The 17,608-nt window shown below is 70.4% G+C and carries 11 protein-coding genes and 1 tRNA gene; 8 read left to right on the forward strand and 4 right to left on the reverse strand.

Features of this window, described 5'->3' with window-relative positions; all coding sequences use genetic code 11:
* Positions 1–91: 91 nt before the first annotated feature.
* Positions 92–349 (reverse strand): hypothetical protein, encoded by a 258-nt coding sequence (locus AB0305_RS14765; protein ID WP_364136604.1) that lies wholly within the window; start codon positions 347–349, stop codon positions 92–94.
* 208 nt (positions 350–557) lie between these two features.
* Here AB0305_RS14765 and AB0305_RS14770 point away from each other — a divergent pair, with 208 nt between their 5' ends.
* Positions 558–1,271 (forward strand): TetR/AcrR family transcriptional regulator C-terminal domain-containing protein, encoded by a 714-nt coding sequence (locus tag AB0305_RS14770; protein ID WP_364136602.1) that lies wholly within the window; start codon positions 558–560, stop codon positions 1,269–1,271.
* Here AB0305_RS14770 and AB0305_RS14775 read toward each other — a convergent pair.
* The gene (locus tag AB0305_RS14775) at positions 1,207–1,893 is read right to left on the reverse strand and encodes a PAS and ANTAR domain-containing protein (RefSeq protein ID WP_290256523.1); all 687 of its coding nucleotides are present in this window, start codon (positions 1,891–1,893) and stop codon (positions 1,207–1,209) included. The two genes, AB0305_RS14770 and AB0305_RS14775, sit on opposite strands and share 65 nt — an antisense overlap.
* A 593-nt stretch (positions 1,894–2,486) precedes the next feature.
* On the opposite strand from AB0305_RS14775, the gene AB0305_RS14780 reads away from it, so the two are divergent.
* Positions 2,487–3,035 carry a TspO/MBR family protein gene (locus AB0305_RS14780; protein ID WP_364136600.1) on the forward strand — a complete coding sequence of 183 codons (549 nt, stop codon included), beginning with the start codon at positions 2,487–2,489 and terminating at the stop codon, positions 3,033–3,035.
* A 470-nt stretch (positions 3,036–3,505) separates the two neighbouring features.
* The gene (locus AB0305_RS14785) at positions 3,506–8,050 is read left to right on the forward strand and encodes an ExeM/NucH family extracellular endonuclease (RefSeq protein WP_364136598.1); all 4,545 of its coding nucleotides are present in this window, start codon (positions 3,506–3,508) and stop codon (positions 8,048–8,050) included.
* A 134-nt stretch (positions 8,051–8,184) separates the two neighbouring features.
* Here AB0305_RS14785 and AB0305_RS14790 read toward each other — a convergent pair whose 3' ends face one another.
* Positions 8,185–10,188: an FAD/NAD(P)-binding protein gene (locus AB0305_RS14790; RefSeq protein ID WP_366173275.1), complete on the reverse strand. Its 2,004-nt coding sequence runs from the start codon at positions 10,186–10,188 to the stop codon at positions 8,185–8,187.
* A gap of 74 nt (positions 10,189–10,262) precedes the next feature.
* On the opposite strand from AB0305_RS14790, the gene AB0305_RS14795 reads away from it, so the two are divergent.
* Entirely contained in the window at positions 10,263–12,500 is a 2,238-nt protein-coding gene (locus AB0305_RS14795; protein ID WP_364136594.1) for a prolyl oligopeptidase family serine peptidase, read from the forward strand.
* A 73-nt stretch (positions 12,501–12,573) separates the two neighbouring features.
* Positions 12,574–12,661: transfer RNA gene (locus AB0305_RS14800), tRNA-Ser, on the forward strand.
* 72 nt (positions 12,662–12,733) lie between these two features.
* Here the strand turns inward: AB0305_RS14800 and AB0305_RS14805 are convergent.
* On the reverse strand, positions 12,734–14,911 hold the full coding sequence (locus AB0305_RS14805) for a RecQ family ATP-dependent DNA helicase (RefSeq protein WP_364136699.1): 2,178 nt from the start codon (positions 14,909–14,911) through the stop codon (positions 12,734–12,736).
* Between the two features lie 160 nt (positions 14,912–15,071).
* Between AB0305_RS14805 and AB0305_RS14810 the strand changes: the two genes are divergently transcribed.
* The 3 genes from AB0305_RS14810 to AB0305_RS14820 are packed head-to-tail and all read left to right on the forward strand — an operon-like array spanning position 15,072 to position 17,426.
* Entirely contained in the window at positions 15,072–16,490 is a 1,419-nt protein-coding gene (locus AB0305_RS14810) for a phosphomannomutase/phosphoglucomutase (protein ID WP_364136592.1), read from the forward strand.
* A gap of 4 nt (positions 16,491–16,494) precedes the next feature.
* On the forward strand, positions 16,495–16,962 hold the full coding sequence (locus AB0305_RS14815; protein WP_364136590.1) for a hypothetical protein: 468 nt from the start codon (positions 16,495–16,497) through the stop codon (positions 16,960–16,962).
* Positions 16,963–16,976: 14 nt separating this feature from the next.
* Positions 16,977–17,426 (forward strand): Rrf2 family transcriptional regulator, encoded by a 450-nt coding sequence (locus AB0305_RS14820; protein ID WP_364136588.1) that lies wholly within the window; start codon positions 16,977–16,979, stop codon positions 17,424–17,426.
* Positions 17,427–17,608: the final 182 nt, after the last annotated feature.

Below are 17,608 nucleotides of genomic sequence, written 5' to 3' on the forward strand. Positions count from 1 at the left end.
AATGGCCGGACCCGCGGCCATTCGGCCGGACCCGCGGCCCTCTTTTCTGATGCTCTGTATCTACCGGCGGCGGTCGATCGGCTGCTGATGCCTAGATCATCCCGGGATAGGTGGACATGATGTAATCCGCGGCCGCCGGACCCTTGATGCGGAGCGGCGTTCGGCCGGGACGGATGCGTTTTTGTTTCATCGCGGCCCAGAAGGCGTCTTCGGGCTTCGGAACGGACTGGGTCAGGAAGCACCAGCTGGTGTAGACGCCGTACAGGCAGTCGCGGCCAATGCCGACCGTTGCGGCGTTGTCAGAAGTGGTTGCTTCGAGGAGGAACTGGTCAAACTGCGAATCTGCCATTGTTGGCTCATTTCCGCTGGGGTGCTGTGGTGCCGCCGAGGGCTGCAGCGGCTGAACCGGGCCGCCGTGCACGGGGCGCCCGGGTGAAAGGCGTCAACCTCTCTACACTGTAGACGGTACGCGTAGACTGGGGTCGAAGCAAGCTTGCCGGGTACAGCACCGGGGACCAGCATGGACCCCGGCTTCCCGGCCCACCGAACGGATCGCCATGACTCCCGCGGAAAACCCCGCCCCGCCGTCGTCCGCCGCCGCCAAGCCGCGGCTGAGCCGGGAACTGGTCCTCACCGCAGCCCTCCGGCTGGTCGACGAGGAGGGGCTGGACGCGCTCACCATGCGGCGCCTGGGCCAGGCGCTGGGCCGCGACCCCATGGGCCTCTACCGCTACGCGGAGAACCGCGCGGCCCTGCTGGACGGCGTGACGGAGCTGGTGTTCGACGAACTGGATGTGTTTCCCGAGACGGAGGACTGGCAGCTCCACCTCCGGCGCATCGCCCACAGCCTCCGCGAGGTGGCACTGCGCCACCCCAATGTGGTGCCCCTGCTGGTGACCCGGCCGCTGTCCACCCCGCTGGGTCTTCGCCCGCCGGGCACGCTCCGGCCGCTGGAATTGATCCTGTCCCTGCTGGTGAGGGCCGGTTTTGCCGCGAGCGATGCCCTGCACGTCTACCGCGCATATTACGGCTACCTCTACGGCCACATCCTCAACGAGCTGCAGGAGTTCGTGGTGGATCCGGAGGAAAGTGAGGCGCTGCTACGGCTGGGCCTTCACCAGCTTCCGGCGCGGGAGTTCACCCACCTCCGGGCCCTGGCTGACGTGCTGATCGACTACGACGGCAAGGCGGAACTGGACGAGGGCCTCACGATCCTGCTGTCGGGCCTGGCCGCCCGCCTCTCGCCACAGGAGCCGACGCCCGCCGCCTGAGCTCGTCGATCATCGCCCCGAGCGCCGGCGCCTCGGCCGAATTGTCCGCCAGGGCCACCAGCGCCTGGGCAACCCCGGCAAGTTTGACGTTCCGGTTGTTGCTGAAGGACGTGAGCAGCCTGAACGCCTCGTCGGAACCGACGCCCAGCCGGCCCATCAGGATTCCCTCCGCCTTGGCGATGGTCCCCCTGGTCGCCATGGCGCGGCGCACGGCGTCGCGCGCGGTAAGTTCGGTCTCCCACTGGATGGTGGACGTGAGGTCCAGCATGACGCCCGAGACGCTGGCCAGCCGTCCGGCGTCGTCGAGCACGGCCTCCCCGGCCGTCAGGACCCGGTGTTCGTGGGATCGGGCGTCGATGATGCGGTGGTAGATGGCCACGTGGCCGCCGTGCGCGAAGAGTTCGGCGCTGATCGCCTCGATCCGGGGCAGGTCCCCCGGGTGCTTGTGTGCCAAGGTCAGGGCCAAGGTGGGCACAACCTCGCCGCGCTTGTAGCCGTGGATGGCGTACAGCTCATCGGACCAGGCCATGCACCGGGTGGCCCCGTCCATCACAAAGGTTCCGGCCGGCAGAATCGAGGCGTTCACCCCGCTGGCATAGGCGGGGCCGGGAGTTTCGGTCATAGCCTTCCTCCTTCTCGTCGCATGCCGCGAATCCGCAATGCGCAGCCGGCGCGACAGCCTGCCCGGGGAGGGTGTGTGGCCCGCCCCCAATAACTGCGGGCCACACTCCGCTCTCCTCCACCGGACCTCCGCGGGGCATTTGACTTGCAATGCACCCCGGGATATGCTTTCGACCAGCGCCCCGATGCATCCCCCAATAGCATCGGGGCGCACCCATATCCGAAACACGCCCGATTCAGGGCGGGCGGCACGGCAGGTCCGGGGAATTCCAGTGAGGGGTTCAGGGGCCGTGCCGGCACCCGACGCCGGCGATGGCGGGGCCGACGACGGCGCCCCGCGGTAGATAGTGGCACATCAGGCAGGGCCTCCCGTCATTGGGTAGTGGCCGCCTGCCTGACCTCTCACACCATAACAAAATGGACCGCCCAGCCCAAGGGTTTAAAACGGATCTTTGAGCTCCCGACGGCGGTACCGCCCGGAGCTGCGGGAGAGCCGGCCGGGGCCACGCCGGTCGTCCCGCGCCCTCCCTTTGACCGTCGTCGCGGCGGCGTTAGTCTGGTCCCACGCCGCCAGCAACGGAACGAGGAACCGCAATGAAAGCGCTCACCCTGGTGTGGACCGCCGCCGCCACCGCCGCAACTGCCGCCCTGGGCGGGCTGGCCACGGACCCGGAAAGCCGCTGGTACACGACGCTCCGGAAGCCCGAGTGGCAGCCTCCCACCCTGGCGTTCCCGCTCGTCTGGACCGCGCTCTACGCCGACATCGCGGTGACCTCCGCCGTCGCCCTCGACAGCGACGGCCCGGCCGGCGCGCACGGCAACGAGGCCACGGCGGGCGCGGCCCGGACGTCCGGCGCACCCACAGCCGTGGAGCGGCAAAAGGCAATCCGCGCCTACCGCGCCGCCCTGGCCGCCAACCTCGCACTGAACGCCGGGTGGAGCTGGCTCTTCTGGCGCTCCCGGAAGCCTTGGCTGGCCGCGGCCGAGGCCGGGGTACTGGCGCTCAGCAGCGCGGACCTCGCCCGACGCACTTACGCGCTCAACCGCACCGCCGGCGTCGCCCTGGTCCCTTACCCGCTCTGGTGCGGCTTCGCCACGGTCCTGTCCGCCGCGATCGCCCGCCTGAATTCCGGCCGGCACTGACCTCCCCCTCACCAGCACTGACCGCCCGAACCCCCAACCAGCACTGACCGCCCGGGACCCCGGGCCGCAACACGGCGAGCGCCGGCCTTCCGGCGCGCCCCGGCGCCCCAACCCTAAGTAAATCTTTTGGAAAAATTGCGTTAACCAGCACCGGCCACCCGCTGATTCAGCGGAACGTGGTCGGTACTCTTTTGGGGTGTCCGGGCCAGGGGAAAGGCCGGGACGCACCGTAGTACCAACCACCACCCGTCGCCGGAGACACCCTTTGGTGGGGTTTCCGCGCCGGCTGCTGGGCGTTTCGCTGGGGAACGCCCCGCCGAGTGTTCACGTCATTCACTCCGTGTTCATTCACCCCTGTTTTGCTGTGCCGGGACCTGCTTGACCAGGAGCAGCCCGGCCCGTCCGCGGGGCCACAACCCCGGACATCGCACCCAGCCCTTACCCGGGCACCTTCATGAGAGTCAGAGCGAATGAAAATCACACCATGGAAGACAGCGCTGGGCACCGCGCTGTCAGCGGGGCTCATCGCCGCCCCGCTGACAGCCGTTCCGGCCGCAGCACTGGAGGTCTCGCCGGCAGCCGCCGGAACATCGCCGGTGACCATCAACGAGGCGTACCTCAGCGGCGGCAGCGCCGGAGCCGCCTTCAAGAACAAGTTCGTGGAGCTGTACAACTCCTCTGACGCACCCGTATCCCTGGAGGGCTGGTCCATCCAGTACCGCTCCGCGACCGGCACCGGGGCGCCCAGCTCGACGGCGCCGCTCACCGGCACCATCGCGGCCAAGGGGTTTTACCTGCTCAAGGCCGGAAGCAACGGCGCCACCGGCCAGGACCTGCCCGCGGCGGACGCCACGGCCACCGGGTTCAACCCGGCCGTCGGCGGCGGCACCATCATCCTTGCCAAGCAGCCGGCGGCCCTGAATCCGCTGGGCACCGGCTCGGTTATCGAGCCCGCCAGCGTCGCGGACATCCTCGGCTACGGCAGCTCGAACACCTTCGAGACCCAGGCCGCGGCCGCCCCGTCGGGCACCGGCGATGTCCGCAGCCTCAACCGCGCCAACGGTGTGGACAGCAACAACAACGCGATGGACTTCGGCCTCAACGCCGTCATCACCCCCGGCGCGGCCAACGGCACCGCCGCTCCCGTCGACCCGGCCCCCGGCACTCCCCCGGTGAACCGCACCATCGCCGAGATCCAGGGCACCGGCGCCGCCAGCCCGTTTACCGGCACCACCGCCACCACCCGGGGCAAGGTCACCGCCGCCTACCCCACCGGCGGGATCTCCGGCTTCTACCTCCAGACCCCCGGTACCGGCGGTGACCTGACCCCGGCCAACCACACCGCCTCCGACGGCATCTTCGTCTATGCACCCGCCGCCGTCGCCTCCGTGAAGATCGGCGACTACCTCGAGGTGACCGGCGAGGTCGCCGAGTACTACGGCATGACCCAGCTCAACGTCACCGGCACCACCGGGATCGCCGCGCTGGCCGAGGCCGCCCCGGAGGTCAAGGCCACCGGCTTCAGCCTTCCTGCCAGCGAGGCGTTCCGCGAATCCCTCGAGGGCATGCTCCTGACCCCGCAGGGCCCCGTCACGGTGGCGGACAACTTCTCGCTGAACCAGTACGGCGAGATCGGCCTGGCCGGGGGCACCACCCCGCTCGAGCAGCCCACCGCCGTCGCACCCTACGGCTCCGCCGAGTACACCGCTACCGTGGCGGCCAACGCGGAGCGCGGCATCAAGCTCGACGACGGCGCCACCACCAACTTCCTCAAGGACGCCGCCGCCAAGGCGCAGCCGCTGCCCTACCTGACAGGCGCCGACCCGGTCCGCGTCGGCTCCCCCGTGACGTTCACGACCAACGTGGTCCTGGGCTACGCCAACAACGCCTGGAAGTTCCAGCCGCTGACCCAGCTGACCCCGGCGAACGCCGCCACGGTCCAGCCGGCCCGCTTCGGCGCCACCCGCGCCGATGCCCCCGCGGCCGTGGGCGGCAGCCTCAAGCTCGCCTCCTTCAACGTGCTGAACTACTTCCCCACCACCGGGGACCAGGTGGCCGGCTGCACGTTCTACAAGGACCGCGCCGGCAACCCGATCACCGTCCAGGGCGGCTGCAACGTCCGCGGCGCCGCGAACGCGGAGAACTTCAAGCGCCAGCAGGACAAGATCGTTGCCGCGATCACCAAGTCCGGCGCCGACGTCGTCACCCTGATGGAGGTCGAGAACTCGGCCCAGTTCGGCAAGAGCCGCGACGCCGCCCTGTCCACCCTGGTGGACGCCCTGAACGTTGCCACCCCCGGCATCTGGGACTACGTCCGCACCCCCGCCAACGCGCCCCCGCTGTCCGATGAGGACATGATCCGCACCGCGTTCATCTTCAAGAAGGCCGCCGCCGAACCGGTGGGCGAGTCCATCATCCTCAACGACACCGTGGCCTTCGCCAGCGCCCGCAAGCCGCTGGCCCAGGTCTTCAAGCCGGCCGGTGCCTCCGATGACAAGAAGTTCATCGCGATCGCCAACCACTTCAAGTCCAAGGGCTCCGCCGCGACCCCGGACGACACGGACAAGGGCCAGGGCAACTCCAACGTCGCCCGCACCGCCCAGGCGCAGTCCCTGCTGGCTTTCGCCGACGAGCTGCAGAAGTCCAAGGGCACGGACAAGGTCTTCCTGATCGGCGACTTCAACTCCTACGCCAAGGAGGACCCGATCAACGTCCTCACCGGCGCCGGGTACGTCAACCAGGACGAGAAGGCCCGGAACGCCGACGGCTCCGCCAAGCACTCCTACCTCTTCGGCGGCCTGGTGGGCTCCCTGGACCACATCCTCGCCTCCCCGGCGGCCAACGCGGCCGTCACCGGCGCGGACATCTGGAACATCAACTCGGTGGAATCCGTGGCGCTGGAGTACAGCCGCTACAACAACAACGTCACCGACTACTACGCCCCGGACCAGTTCCGCGCCAGCGACCACGACCCCGTGGTGGTGGGCCTGGACCTGAAGGCCGGCCCGGCCCTCCCGGCCAGCGTCGACCTCAACCTGCTGGGAATCAACGACTTCCACGGCCGGATCGACTCCAACACCGTGCAGTTCGCCGGCACCATCGAGAAGCTCCGCGCTGCCGCCGCCCCCGGCGCCACCGCGTTCCTCTCCGCGGGCGACAACATCGGCGCTTCCCTGTTCGCCTCCGCGGTGGCCAAGGACCAGCCGACCATCGACGTTCTCAATACCCTGGAACTGCGCACCTCGGCCGTGGGCAACCACGAGTTCGACGGCGGCTGGGCCGACCTGCGTGACCGCGTGATCGCCGGCGACGCGAACGCCAAGTTCCCGTACCTGGGTGCCAACGTCTACAAGAAGGGCACCACCGAGCCGGTGCTGCCCGAGTACACCGTGCTGGAGCTGAACGGCGTCAAGGTGGCCGTGATCGGCACCGTCACCCAGGAAGTCCCGGCCCTGGTCACCCCGGCCGGCATCGCGGACCTCGAGTTCGGCGATCCGGTCGAGGCGATCAACCGGGCCGCCGCGAAGATCAAGGCGGACAAGCTGGCCGACGTGATCGTGGTCGAAAACCACGACGGCGCCGGGTCCGGAGCGCCCGAAGGCGCCACCCTGGAGCAGGAAGTCGCCGCCGGCGGCCCCTTCGCGGCGATGGTCCAGAAGGTCAGCCCCGACGTGGCCGCGATCTTCAACGGCCACACCCACAAGCAGTACGCCTGGGACGCACCGGTCCTGGACGGAGCGGGACAGCCAACCGGCAAGACCCGCCCGATCGTCCAGACCGGCAACTACGGCGAGTTCATCGGCCAGATCCAGCTCACCATCGACACCAAGACCATGTCCGTCACCGGTTACAAGGCGGCCAACGTCAAGCGCAGCACGGATCCGGCGGCTGACCTGATCGCCGCCTACCCGCGCGTCGCCGCGGTCAAGGCCATCGTGGACAAGGCCGTCGCGGACGCCGCCGTGATCGGCAACCAGCCGGTCGGCAAGGTCACCGCGGATATCACCACGGCATTCGGCGGCTCCCCCGCTGTCCGCGATGACCGCAGCAGCGAGTCCACCCTGGGCAACCTCGTGGCCGACTCGCTGGTGGACGCACTGAAGGCCCCCGAGCTGGGCGGCGCCGAGATCGGCGTCGTGAACCCGGGCGGCCTGCGCAACGAGCTGTACTACGCCCCGGACGGCACCATCACCTACGCAGAGGCCAACGCGGTCCTGCCGTTCGTGAACAACCTCTGGACCACGACCCTGACGGGCGCGCAGTTCAAGACGCTGCTGGAGCAGCAGTGGCAGACCAACCCGGACGGCACGGTCCCCAGCCGCGCCTACCAGCAGCTGGGCCTGTCCAAGAACGTCAACTACACCTACGACGCCGCCCGCGCCGCGGGTGACCGGATCACCGCGATCCGGGTCAACGGTGCGCTGATCGACCCGGCGAAGTCGTACCGGATCGGCACCTTCAGCTTCCTGGCAACCGGCGGCGACAACTTCCGGATCTTCACGTCCGGCGCCGGCACGAAGGACTCCGGGCTGGTTGACCGGGACGCGTGGATCGCCTACCTGAAGGCCCACAACCCCGTCTCGCCGGACTTCGCACGCCGTTCCGTGGCCCTGGTCAACACCACCGCGGCCGAGGTCAAGGGCGGCGGGGCCATCACCCTGGCGGTCTCGAAGCTGGACCTCACCTCGCTCGGCAGCCCGGCCAATACCTCGCTGCGGGCCGAGTTCACCGACGCCGCCGGGAAGGTCACCGCGCTGGGCACCGTCCCGGTTTCGGCCGGCTCAGCCTCGGTCAACCTCGCCGTGCCCGCGGCCGCGGCAGCGGGCACCGGCACCCTGGTGCTCACCGCCGTCGAGTCCGGCACCGTGGTGAAGACCGCGGTGCAGGTGGCGGCCAGCGCCCCGCCGGCACCGGTCTGCACCGCCCCGGTGCCGCCGACCAAGTGGTACGACCTGGCCGGCTGGGTCAAGTACGGCATCGCCTGGGTGAAGTACCAGAAGTGCCTGCGGGGCTGATGCCCTGACTGGCGGGAACGGGCACGCCCCGCCCCGGCCGGAACGGAGGACCACCAGTGCGGTGGGTCCGCCGGCCGGTCCGGGGTCGGGGCGTGCCTGTTCTCGTTGGGGGGCCTGTTCTGGTTGACCCGGGCTCAGCCGCCGAGGATGTCCCTGGCGATCTCGTCCGCGTCGCGCAGGGTCCGCTGCCCGCTGCGGTAGACCGGGCCCTGCGCCTGCCGGGCCTCCGCGGCGATTGCGGTGCCCCACTGCGCGGCGGAGAGCTGCAGCCCGAGGACGTAGATCCCCTCCGTCACGGCACCGTTCGCGGCCACCGGGCGGTACGGGTGCGGGACGACGTCCAGGCCGGTGCTCTGCAGCGGGATGCCCTCGGCGGTCATTGTCAGGCGCGGCCGGACCAGGCCGTCGGCCAGCAGCTGTTCGAGGAGGGGCGAGGCGTTGACGCCCACCCGGTTCGCCGGGGCCAGGGCCTCCACCAGGACGGATGCCTCGACCCGGGCCGGGGTTTCCGCCGGCGCGATGCCCGTGGCTGAGCCCGGAGTCTCTCCCGGGCCGCCCACCCACGGGGAGGCGGCCGTGAACACGCCGGCCTTGCGGTCCACCCCGAACTTCGGGTCGGGGCCGACAAAGCTGACCACACCGGCGCGGACCAGCGCCGCGAGTTGCTCGGCGCGCAGGGCGGGCGGCCCGCTGGCCAGGCCCTCCACGAAGGCCTCGAACCAGCCGCGCAGCCCGGCCACCCAGGACTCGTCGGTGATGCCGCCGTCGGCCACCACGGACTTCAACACGGCGCGTCCGTGGTGCAACGCGCCAATCGTCATCTTCACCGGATCGTCCTCGCCCCGGACGGAGCGCCGGGCGTCGTCGAGCAGGTAGTCCGTCACCGCAGCGTCCAGCTCCGCCCGGGAGGCGAAGCTGCGCCCGGCCAGGGGCGCGGCCAGGCCCAGCAGGTCCAGCCGGCAGGCGGGGTCCACGTGCGCCTCGATGACCTCGGTAGCGGCGTCCTCCCACCTGGCGGTGGAGTGCGCGTGCGGGTGCAGCGCCTCCTCCAGCAGGGCCAGGAAGCGTTCCGGGCCGGGTCCGACGGCGTCCGGCTGCGAGCGCGCCAGGGTGGAGTAGTAGGCCCAGACTGCGTCGCGGTGGAGCAGCGGCCAGAGGTCGTGGTCGAAGGCGGGCACCACGCCGGCGGCGGCGAAGCGGCCCACCGCCTCCTCCGTGAGGTACCGGAGGCTGACCGAGGCCGGGTAGTAGCCGGAGAGGGTGGCCTTGGCCCGGTACGGGGTGCCCCGGCGGGACGCTGCGATGATGAACGGTTCCCGGCCCGAGGGCAGGTAGGTGAGCCCGGCGCCGTCGTCCGCGGGCAGGAACGTCCCGCCCCGGCCCTCGGTCAGCTGGCCCATCACGTCGAAGAAGTTCAGCCCCATGCCGCGCACCAGCACCGGCTGCACGGCCGGGATGGCGGACCAGTCGACGTCGGCCGGGACGGCCGGCGGAAGGTAGGTCAGGCCGAGCTCACCGGCGGCCGCCTGCAGCCCGCGCTGTTCGGGGTTCAGCCGGGATTCCAGGTGGCCCAGGGCCAGCACCACCGACCCGACCCTCAGCGTGGTCCCGTCCGCGAGCTCGACGTCGAACCCGCTGCCGGCGTCGTCCTCACCTGTGACGGGGCGGACCGCCGTCGCGGACGTCCGGTGGAAGGTAACAGTGACGCCTTCGGGCGCCGCAGCGACCAGCTCCTCGAGGGTGTGCCGCAGATAACGCCCATACAGCGCGCGGCTGGGGAATCCGGTGGCCTCAAGGGCGCCGAGTTCCTCGCGTTCGGCGCCGCTGAGCGCCGCGTCGGGGTCCTGGCGCTGGCGTTGCCGCCACTGCTCGAAGGTCCCGCCGGCCAGCGGGGGCGCAAGGCCGGGGTCCTGGGGCACCACGGTGGGGTAGAACGACTGGGTGTTCATCAGGTAGAGCCGCGACTGGTCGGGGCGCCAGACGTGCCCCGGGCCGGCCGGGTAGGGGTCGATGACGTCGATCTGCAGGGTGGCGCCGGGGGCCGCGGGGGCCCAGTTGGCGAGCAGCCGTACCAGCACGCTGGTGCCCCGGGGACCGGCGCCGATCAGTGCCGTCCGGATGCTTTGCGTTGTTGCCACGGCATCCAGAGTATCGGCATCGGGCCCGGCGGCTTGACTTGCCTGCCCGGCGAGGCAGTTGCTTGGATGGGCCCATGACCACCACTGCTGCTGAGCAATTCCCCGTGTCCGGTGCCGCCCCGGGATCCGCGCCCGAACCCGTTGACGAGAACATCTGGCTGGAGGAGATCTACGGCGAGGAACAGCTGGCCTGGGTCCGCGAGCAGAACGCCCGCACCGAGGAACTGCTGGAGGACGCAGAGTACGCGGAACTGCAGGAGCGCATCCTGGAAGTCCTGGACTCCACCGACCGGATCGCCATGGTCGGCAAGCACGGCCGCTGGTACTACAACTTCTGGAAGGACGGCACCAACCCCAAGGGCCTGTGGCGGCGTACCGACTGGGACAGCTACCGGGCGGGATCGCCCGCGTGGGAGGTCCTGCTGGACGTTGACGCCCTGGCCGCCGAGGAGAGCCAGGAATGGGTCTTCCACGGAGCCAACTTCCTCCGTCCGGCCGACGGCGGCGAGCACCGCCGGGCACTTCTGGCACTCTCCCCCGACGGCGGCGACGCCAACCGCTACCGCGAGTTCGACGTCGAACGCCGCGCCTTCGTGGACCCGGCCGAGGGCGGCTTCGACCTGCCCACCGCCAAGGGCAACGCGTCCTGGCTGGACGAGGACACGCTGCTGGTCTCCAGCACCGCCGAGGGGCTGCCGCGGACCACGTCCTCCTACGCCAGCACCGGCGTCGTGCTGCGCCGCGGCGGGACCCTGGCCGACGCCGAGACGCTGTTCGAAATCCCCGAAGAGCACATGATGGCCCTGGTGGTGCACGATTCGACGCCCGGCTACGAGCGGACCTTCGCCGTGGACTGGGTCAGCTTCTTCGAGACCCGCACCTCGGTGCTGGTGGACGGCCAGTGGGTGGAGATCGATGTGCCCGCGGACGTGAACGTCAGCTCGCACCGGGACTGGCTGCTGTTCCGGCCGCAGAAAGACTGGACACTGGAGGGCACCAGCTACCCCGCGGGCTCCCTGCTGGCCGTGAACTTCGAGTCCTTCCTGGCCGGCGGCCGCGACCTGGCCGTGCTGTTCACCCCGGATGAGCACACCTCGCTGCAGTCCTGGAGCTGGACCCGGGATTTCCTGCTGCTGAACCTGCTGCGCGACGTGTCCTCCGAGATCCGGGTGCTGGACCCGCAGCGGCCCGGCACCGACTCGGCCTGGGCGGTCAAGGTCCTGGACGCCTGCCCGCCGCTGCACGACGTGAACGCCTACGCCGTCGACGACGAGGACTCCGTCGAGGGCGCGGACGGTTCCGTGGACGCCGGTGCCGCCGGGGGCAACGACTTCTGGCTGGTGGCTACCGGCTTCACCACGCCCACCACCCTCACCCGCGGCACGCTCACCCGCGCCGGCGTCGACGGGGTGGTCAGCAACCACGAGGTGGTGCGCACCGCGCCGTCGTTCTTCGAGGAGGACGCGTACGAGGTGCAGCAGCACTTCGCCGTCTCGCAGGACGGGACCCGCGTCCCCTACTTCCAGATCGCGGCGCGCGGCCTGGTTCTCGACGGCCAGAACCCCACCCAGCTTTCCGGCTACGGCGGATTCGAGGTCTCCCGCACCCCCGCCTACAGCGGCGTGGTGGGCCGTGCCTGGCTGGAACGCCGGACCGAGGAGATGGCCGGGGCCGACGGCGGGGCCCCGCACAGCCGCGGCGGCGTCTACGTGGTGGCCAACATCCGGGGCGGCGGCGAATACGGGCCCGCCTGGCACCGCGCCGCCCTGCAGGAAAACCGGCACCGCGCCTACGAGGACTTCGCCGCGGTGGCCAGGGACCTGATCTCCCGCGGCGTGACCTCGCGGGAGCGGCTGGGCTGCGTGGGCGGCTCCAACGGCGGCCTGCTGGTGGGCAACATGCTCACCCAGTACCCGGAGCTTTTCGGCGCCGTCTCCTGCGGTGTGCCGCTGCTGGACATGCGCCGGTACAGCAAACTCTCGGCCGGCTACTCCTGGATCGGCGAGTACGGCGACCCGGACAACGCCGGCCAGTGGGAGTTCATCCGGACGTTCTCGCCCTACCACCTGCTACGGGACGGGGTTGAGTACCCGGAGACGCTGATCTGGACCGCCACCTCGGACGACCGGGTGGGGCCGGTGCAGGCGCGCAAGATGGCGGCGCGCATGCAGGCGATGGGGATCCCGAACGTGTGGTTCCACGAGGCGCTCGAGGGCGGCCACGCCGGCGCCTCGGACAACCGGCAGGCCGCGGCGCTGCAGAGCCGCAGCCAGCACTTCCTCTGGCGGGCGCTGGCGGGCAGCGGCGCCTGACCCGGCGGCCCGCCAACCGTTTTGCGCTGCATGGCCGCTTCTGCGTATCCTTGGTGGGCTAGTGATAGCGGATGGAGACGTGCCAGAGCGGCCGAATGGGCTTCACTGCTAATGAAGTGTGGGGCACAACTCCACCGGGGGTTCAAATCCCCCCGTCTCCGCGTTTGGCCCCGGTCCTGGACCGGGGCCTTTTGCGTACCCGGGGGCTGGCCGGCCCAGGCCGTGCCCCGTGCCTAGCCGGCCTGGCCCAGCACCAAAGGCAACACGGCTCCCGCGCCGGCCTGGCGCAGGGCCCGGCCCGCCACAGTGACGCTCCAGCGGCTGTCCACCAGGTCATCGATCAGCATCACGCTCTGGCCCTGAATCCCGGCGAGGGCAGCCTCCAATTCCGGGCCCACCACCAGGCGCTCCCAGACCCCCGCGAGCCGGTACGCGCTGTTGCCGCCACGGCCGCCCGTGGGTCCGCCGTGGGCCAGCTGCAGCGCGCCGACGTACGGAATGCGGCCGATCTCCGAGATGCCGCGGGCCAGCGAGTCAACCAGTTCCGGCTTGCTCCGGGACGGGACGCTGACGATTCCCGCCGGCCGGCCTGCCCCGCTCCAGCCGGGGGTCCGGGAATCGCCCTGCCCCCACTCGCGCAGCACCTGGACGCAGGCCCGCAGCATCGCCGGGTCCACGGCACGGTCCGGGGCACCGGCGGCGAACGTCTCGCGCAGCGCGCCGCCCCAGCCAAGGTCGGTCAGGCGGGCGAGTGCCCGGCCGTTGGCCACGCTCTCCTCGGGCTTGATCTTGCCCTTGACGGCCACGCCCAGGCGGTCCATCCCGCTGGGCCACTGCAAACGGGGTTCCAGCACGATCCCGGCGCGGCTGAGCGTGGCATCGGCGGTCTGGGTTGCGTCGGCGGCGATGTCGGCCGGGAACCACCGTCCGGCGCAGTTGTCGCACCGCCCGCAGGGGTGGGCGGTCTCGTCGTCGAGGACAGAGGTGATGTACTCCATCCGGCACCCGGCGGTGTCCTGGTAGATCACCATGGAGTCCTGCTCGTCCACGCGGGCCTCGGCGATCCGGCGGTACCGTTCGGCGTCGTAGGCCCAGGGCATGCCGGTGGAGCGCCAGCCGCCGCCGACCCGCTCCACGGCCCCGTCGACGGCCAGGACCTTGAGGAGCAGTTCCAGCGGCGTCCGGCGCAGGTCCACGCGTGCTTCCAGGGCGACGGTGGACACGGCGGTTCCGGCTTCGGCCAGGGCGGTCAGCACCGCCGCGGCCTTCTCCTCCGAAGGCATGGACGCCGTGGCGAAGTACTGCCAGATATCCCGGTCCTCCGATCCGGGAAGCAGCAGGACGTCGGCGTTCGCGGCGCCACGGCCCGCACGGCCCACCTGCTGGTAGTACGCCACGGGCGAGGAGGGGGCGCCCAGGTGCACCACGAAGCCGAGGTCGGGCTTGTCGAAGCCCATCCCGAGGGCCGAGGTGGCCACCAGCGCCTTCACCTCGTTGTCCTTGAGCAACTGCTCCGCCCGTTCCCGGTCCGCCGGGTCGGTCCTGCCGGTGTAGGAGAGCACGTTGTGGCCGGCCTCGGCCAGCAGCCGGGCGGTGTCCTCGGCCGCGGAGACGGTCAGGGTGTAGATGATGCCGCTGCCGGGCAGGTCCCGCAGGTGGGTCAGCAGCCAGCCCAACCGCTCGCGGGAGTCCGGCAGCCGAAGGACGCCCAGCCGGAGGGAGTCGCGGCCCAGGGCGCCGCGGATGGTCAGGACGCCCTCGCCGAGCTGTTCCTCAATGTCGTGGACCACCCGGGAATTGGCGGTGGCCGTGGTGGCCAGGACGGGAACGCTGTCCGGCAGTTGGGTGATCAGGTCGGCGATGCGGCGGTAGTCCGGGCGGAAGTCGTGGCCCCAGTCGGAAATGCAGTGCGCCTCATCGATCACCAGGAGCCCGGTGCGCCGGACCAGTTCGGGGAGCTGGTTCTCGCGGAAGGAGGGGTTGGTGAGCCGCTCCGGAGACACAAGGAGGACGTCCACCTCATCGGCTGCGAGCTGCTCCCGGACGGTGTCCCATTCGAGCTGGTTGGCCGAGTTGATGGCCACGGCCCGGACCCCGGCCCGGGCTGCGGCGGCGACCTGGTCCCGCATGAGGGCCAGCAGCGGCGACACGATCAGGGTGGGGCCGGCACCGCGGCGGCGCAGCAGCAGGGAGGCGACGAAGTACACCGCGGACTTGCCCCAGCCGGTGCGCTGGACCACGAGGGCCCGCCGGCCGCCGTCGACCAACGCCTCTATGGCCTCGAACTGCCCCTCGTGGAAGTCCGCTCCCGGGTTTCCGACGAGCTCGCGCAGCACGTCCTGCGCCTGGGCCCGCGTCGTGGATTCCTGGGCCCGCGTCGTAGATTCATGGGTCGTCGAGTCAGGGGTCATGACTGGTGTGTTCTGGGGAGTAGCCATTGCTTCAGTATCCCAGCCCCCTCCGACAGCGACGAAGCCCGCCCGCACCTATGTGGACAACGTCTCCCGGGAAATCCACATAAGCGGACCCGTTTCGGCTGCGCGGCGGACCCTTCACCGTAAGATGGTGCCCGTGACTAGCGAACAGACCAAGACCTATGACCTCTCGGCCTCCTTCAAGGCCTACGACGTGCGCGGCATCGTCGGCGACTCGATCACGGTCGAGATCGTCGAGGCGGTTGGCGCCGCCTTCGTCGACGTCCTCGAACTGAGCGGACAGACGGTCCTGGTCGGCGGCGACATGCGCCCCTCCTCCCCCGAATTCAGCCGGGCCTTCGCCAACGGCGCCGCCACCCGCGGGGCCAACGTCCAGCTCCTGGATCTGATCTCCACCGACGAGCTCTACTTCGCCTGCGGCAAGCTCAACGCCGCCGGCGCCACCTTCACCGCCAGCCACAACCCCGCCGAGTACAACGGCATCAAGATGGCGAAGGCCGGCGCCGTCCCGATCTCCTCCGAGACCGGACTCAAGGAGATCCAGGCCCGCGCCGAGGAATACCTCAACGCCGGCACCATCCCCGCCCAGGGCACCCGGGGCCTGATCAGCGTCCGCGATGTCCTCAAGGACTACTCCGAGTACCTGCGCAGCCTCGTGGACCTCAGCGGCTCCCGCCCGCTGAAAGTCGTGGTCGACGCCGGCAACGGCATGGCAGGCATGACCACCCCCGCAGTCCTCGGCGACACACTGCTGCCCAAGCTGCCGCTGGAGATCGTGCCGCTGTACTTCGAACTGGACGGCTCGTTCCCGAACCACCCGGCCAACCCGCTGGAACCGGAAAACCTGCGCGACCTGCAGGCCGCCGTCGTGGAGCACGGCGCCGACATCGGCCTGGCGTTCGACGGCGACGCCGACCGCTGCTTCGTGATCGACGAGAAGGGCGAGCCGGTCTCCCCCTCCGCCGTCACGGGCATGGTGGCCCGCCGCGAGATCGCCCGCGCCAAGGCCAACGGCGAGGACAACCCGACGATCATCCACAACCTCCTGACCTCCCGCGCGGTTCCGGAACTCGTCGCCACCGACGGCGGCCGCGCCGTCCGCACCCGGGTGGGCCATTCCTTCATCAAGGCCGTGATGGCCGCGGAGGGCGCCATCTTCGGCGGCGAACACTCCGCGCACTTCTACTTCCGCGACTTCTGGAACGCTGACACCGGCATGCTGGCCGCCATGCACGTCCTGGCCGCGCTGGGCGAACAGGACGGCCCGCTTTCGGACCTGGGCCGCGAGTACGAGCCGTACCGGTCCTCCGGCGAGATCAACTCCGAGATCGAGGACAAGGCCGCCGCCGTGGAGCGGGTCCGGCAGGACTTCCACACCGAGGATGTCGAGATCGACTACCTGGACGGCAGCACCTTCGTCGCCGCCGACGGCAGCTACTGGTTCAACCTGCGCCCGTCCAACACCGAGCCCTTCCTCCGCCTGAACGTCGAGGCCACAGACCAGGAAACCATGGAACGCATCCGCGACCGGGTGCTGTCCGTGGTCCGGGGCTAACCGGGTGAGCAGCCCGACCACCGGTTCCTGGCGCAGCTCCGTGCCCGAGGCCAGCGCCACCGACTTGGAAAACCTGCTGGGCACCGGCGTCGGCGCGGCCCAGGAGCAGCTTGAGCGCAACGGCGGATTCCTGCCCTTCGCCCTGGTGGTCCAGAACGACGACGAGGTGCGGCTGGTGGCGGTCACACCGGCCGACGCCGCCGACGGCACGGACGGTGACTTCGACGCCGACGCCATGATCTCCGACCTGACGGAACTCCTCCGCCAGCACCGGGACGAGTTCCGCGCCGCGGCGATCGTCTGCGACATCACGCTGGTGGAGGAAGACTCCGACGCCATCCACGTCGCGGCCGAACACCGCGACGGCAGCGTCTTCGCCGCCGTCCTGCCCTACTCGGGCGACGACAGCGGAGACCTCCACTTCGGGGATCTCGCGGCGGACTCCAACGAACCCACCGTCTGGGTGGACTAGACCAACAGCAGACCATGAGGATCAACGCCTTCGCCGACGTCAGCCTGCGGGCCATGATGGTCCTGGCGGCAGCCCCCGGCGGCGGCCTGCTCACCACGCAGGCCGTCGCCGATGCCGTCGGCACCCCGTACAACCACGTCAGCAAGGCCATGGCCAACCTGCGGGTGATGGGGCTGATCGACGTCGAACGCGGCCGCCACGGCGGATCCCGGCTCAGCGCCGCCGGCCGCCGCGCCACCGTGGGTGAGCTGCTGCGCGCCCTCGACACCCGTCAGGACCCCGCCGACTGCGAGGTTCCCGGCGGGACCTGTCCACTGATCGCCGAATGCCACCTCCGGGGCGCCCTGCACCGTGCCCGCGAGGCCTTCTACCGCGAACTCGACGACATCGTCATCGCCTCGCTGCCCACCGAACGGCAGATGAACCCCGTCTTCGCTTCGATCGGCCTGCGCCCCGACCTCTAAGCGGCATTCCCCGCGCCCCCGAGCACCGAGGAGCATCGCCCGGCGCCGCGCCCACCGCTCTTTTCACGCGCTCCCGTCGCCCGAACTCGGCGGCCTTCGCCCGCACCCCAAACGCCGAATGACCCGCCGCCCGGTCACGATTTGCACCGAACTTCTACGAGATGTAGAAAAGAACATGTAAA

The sequence above is a fragment of the Arthrobacter sp. NPDC080086 genome, assembly GCF_040702285.1.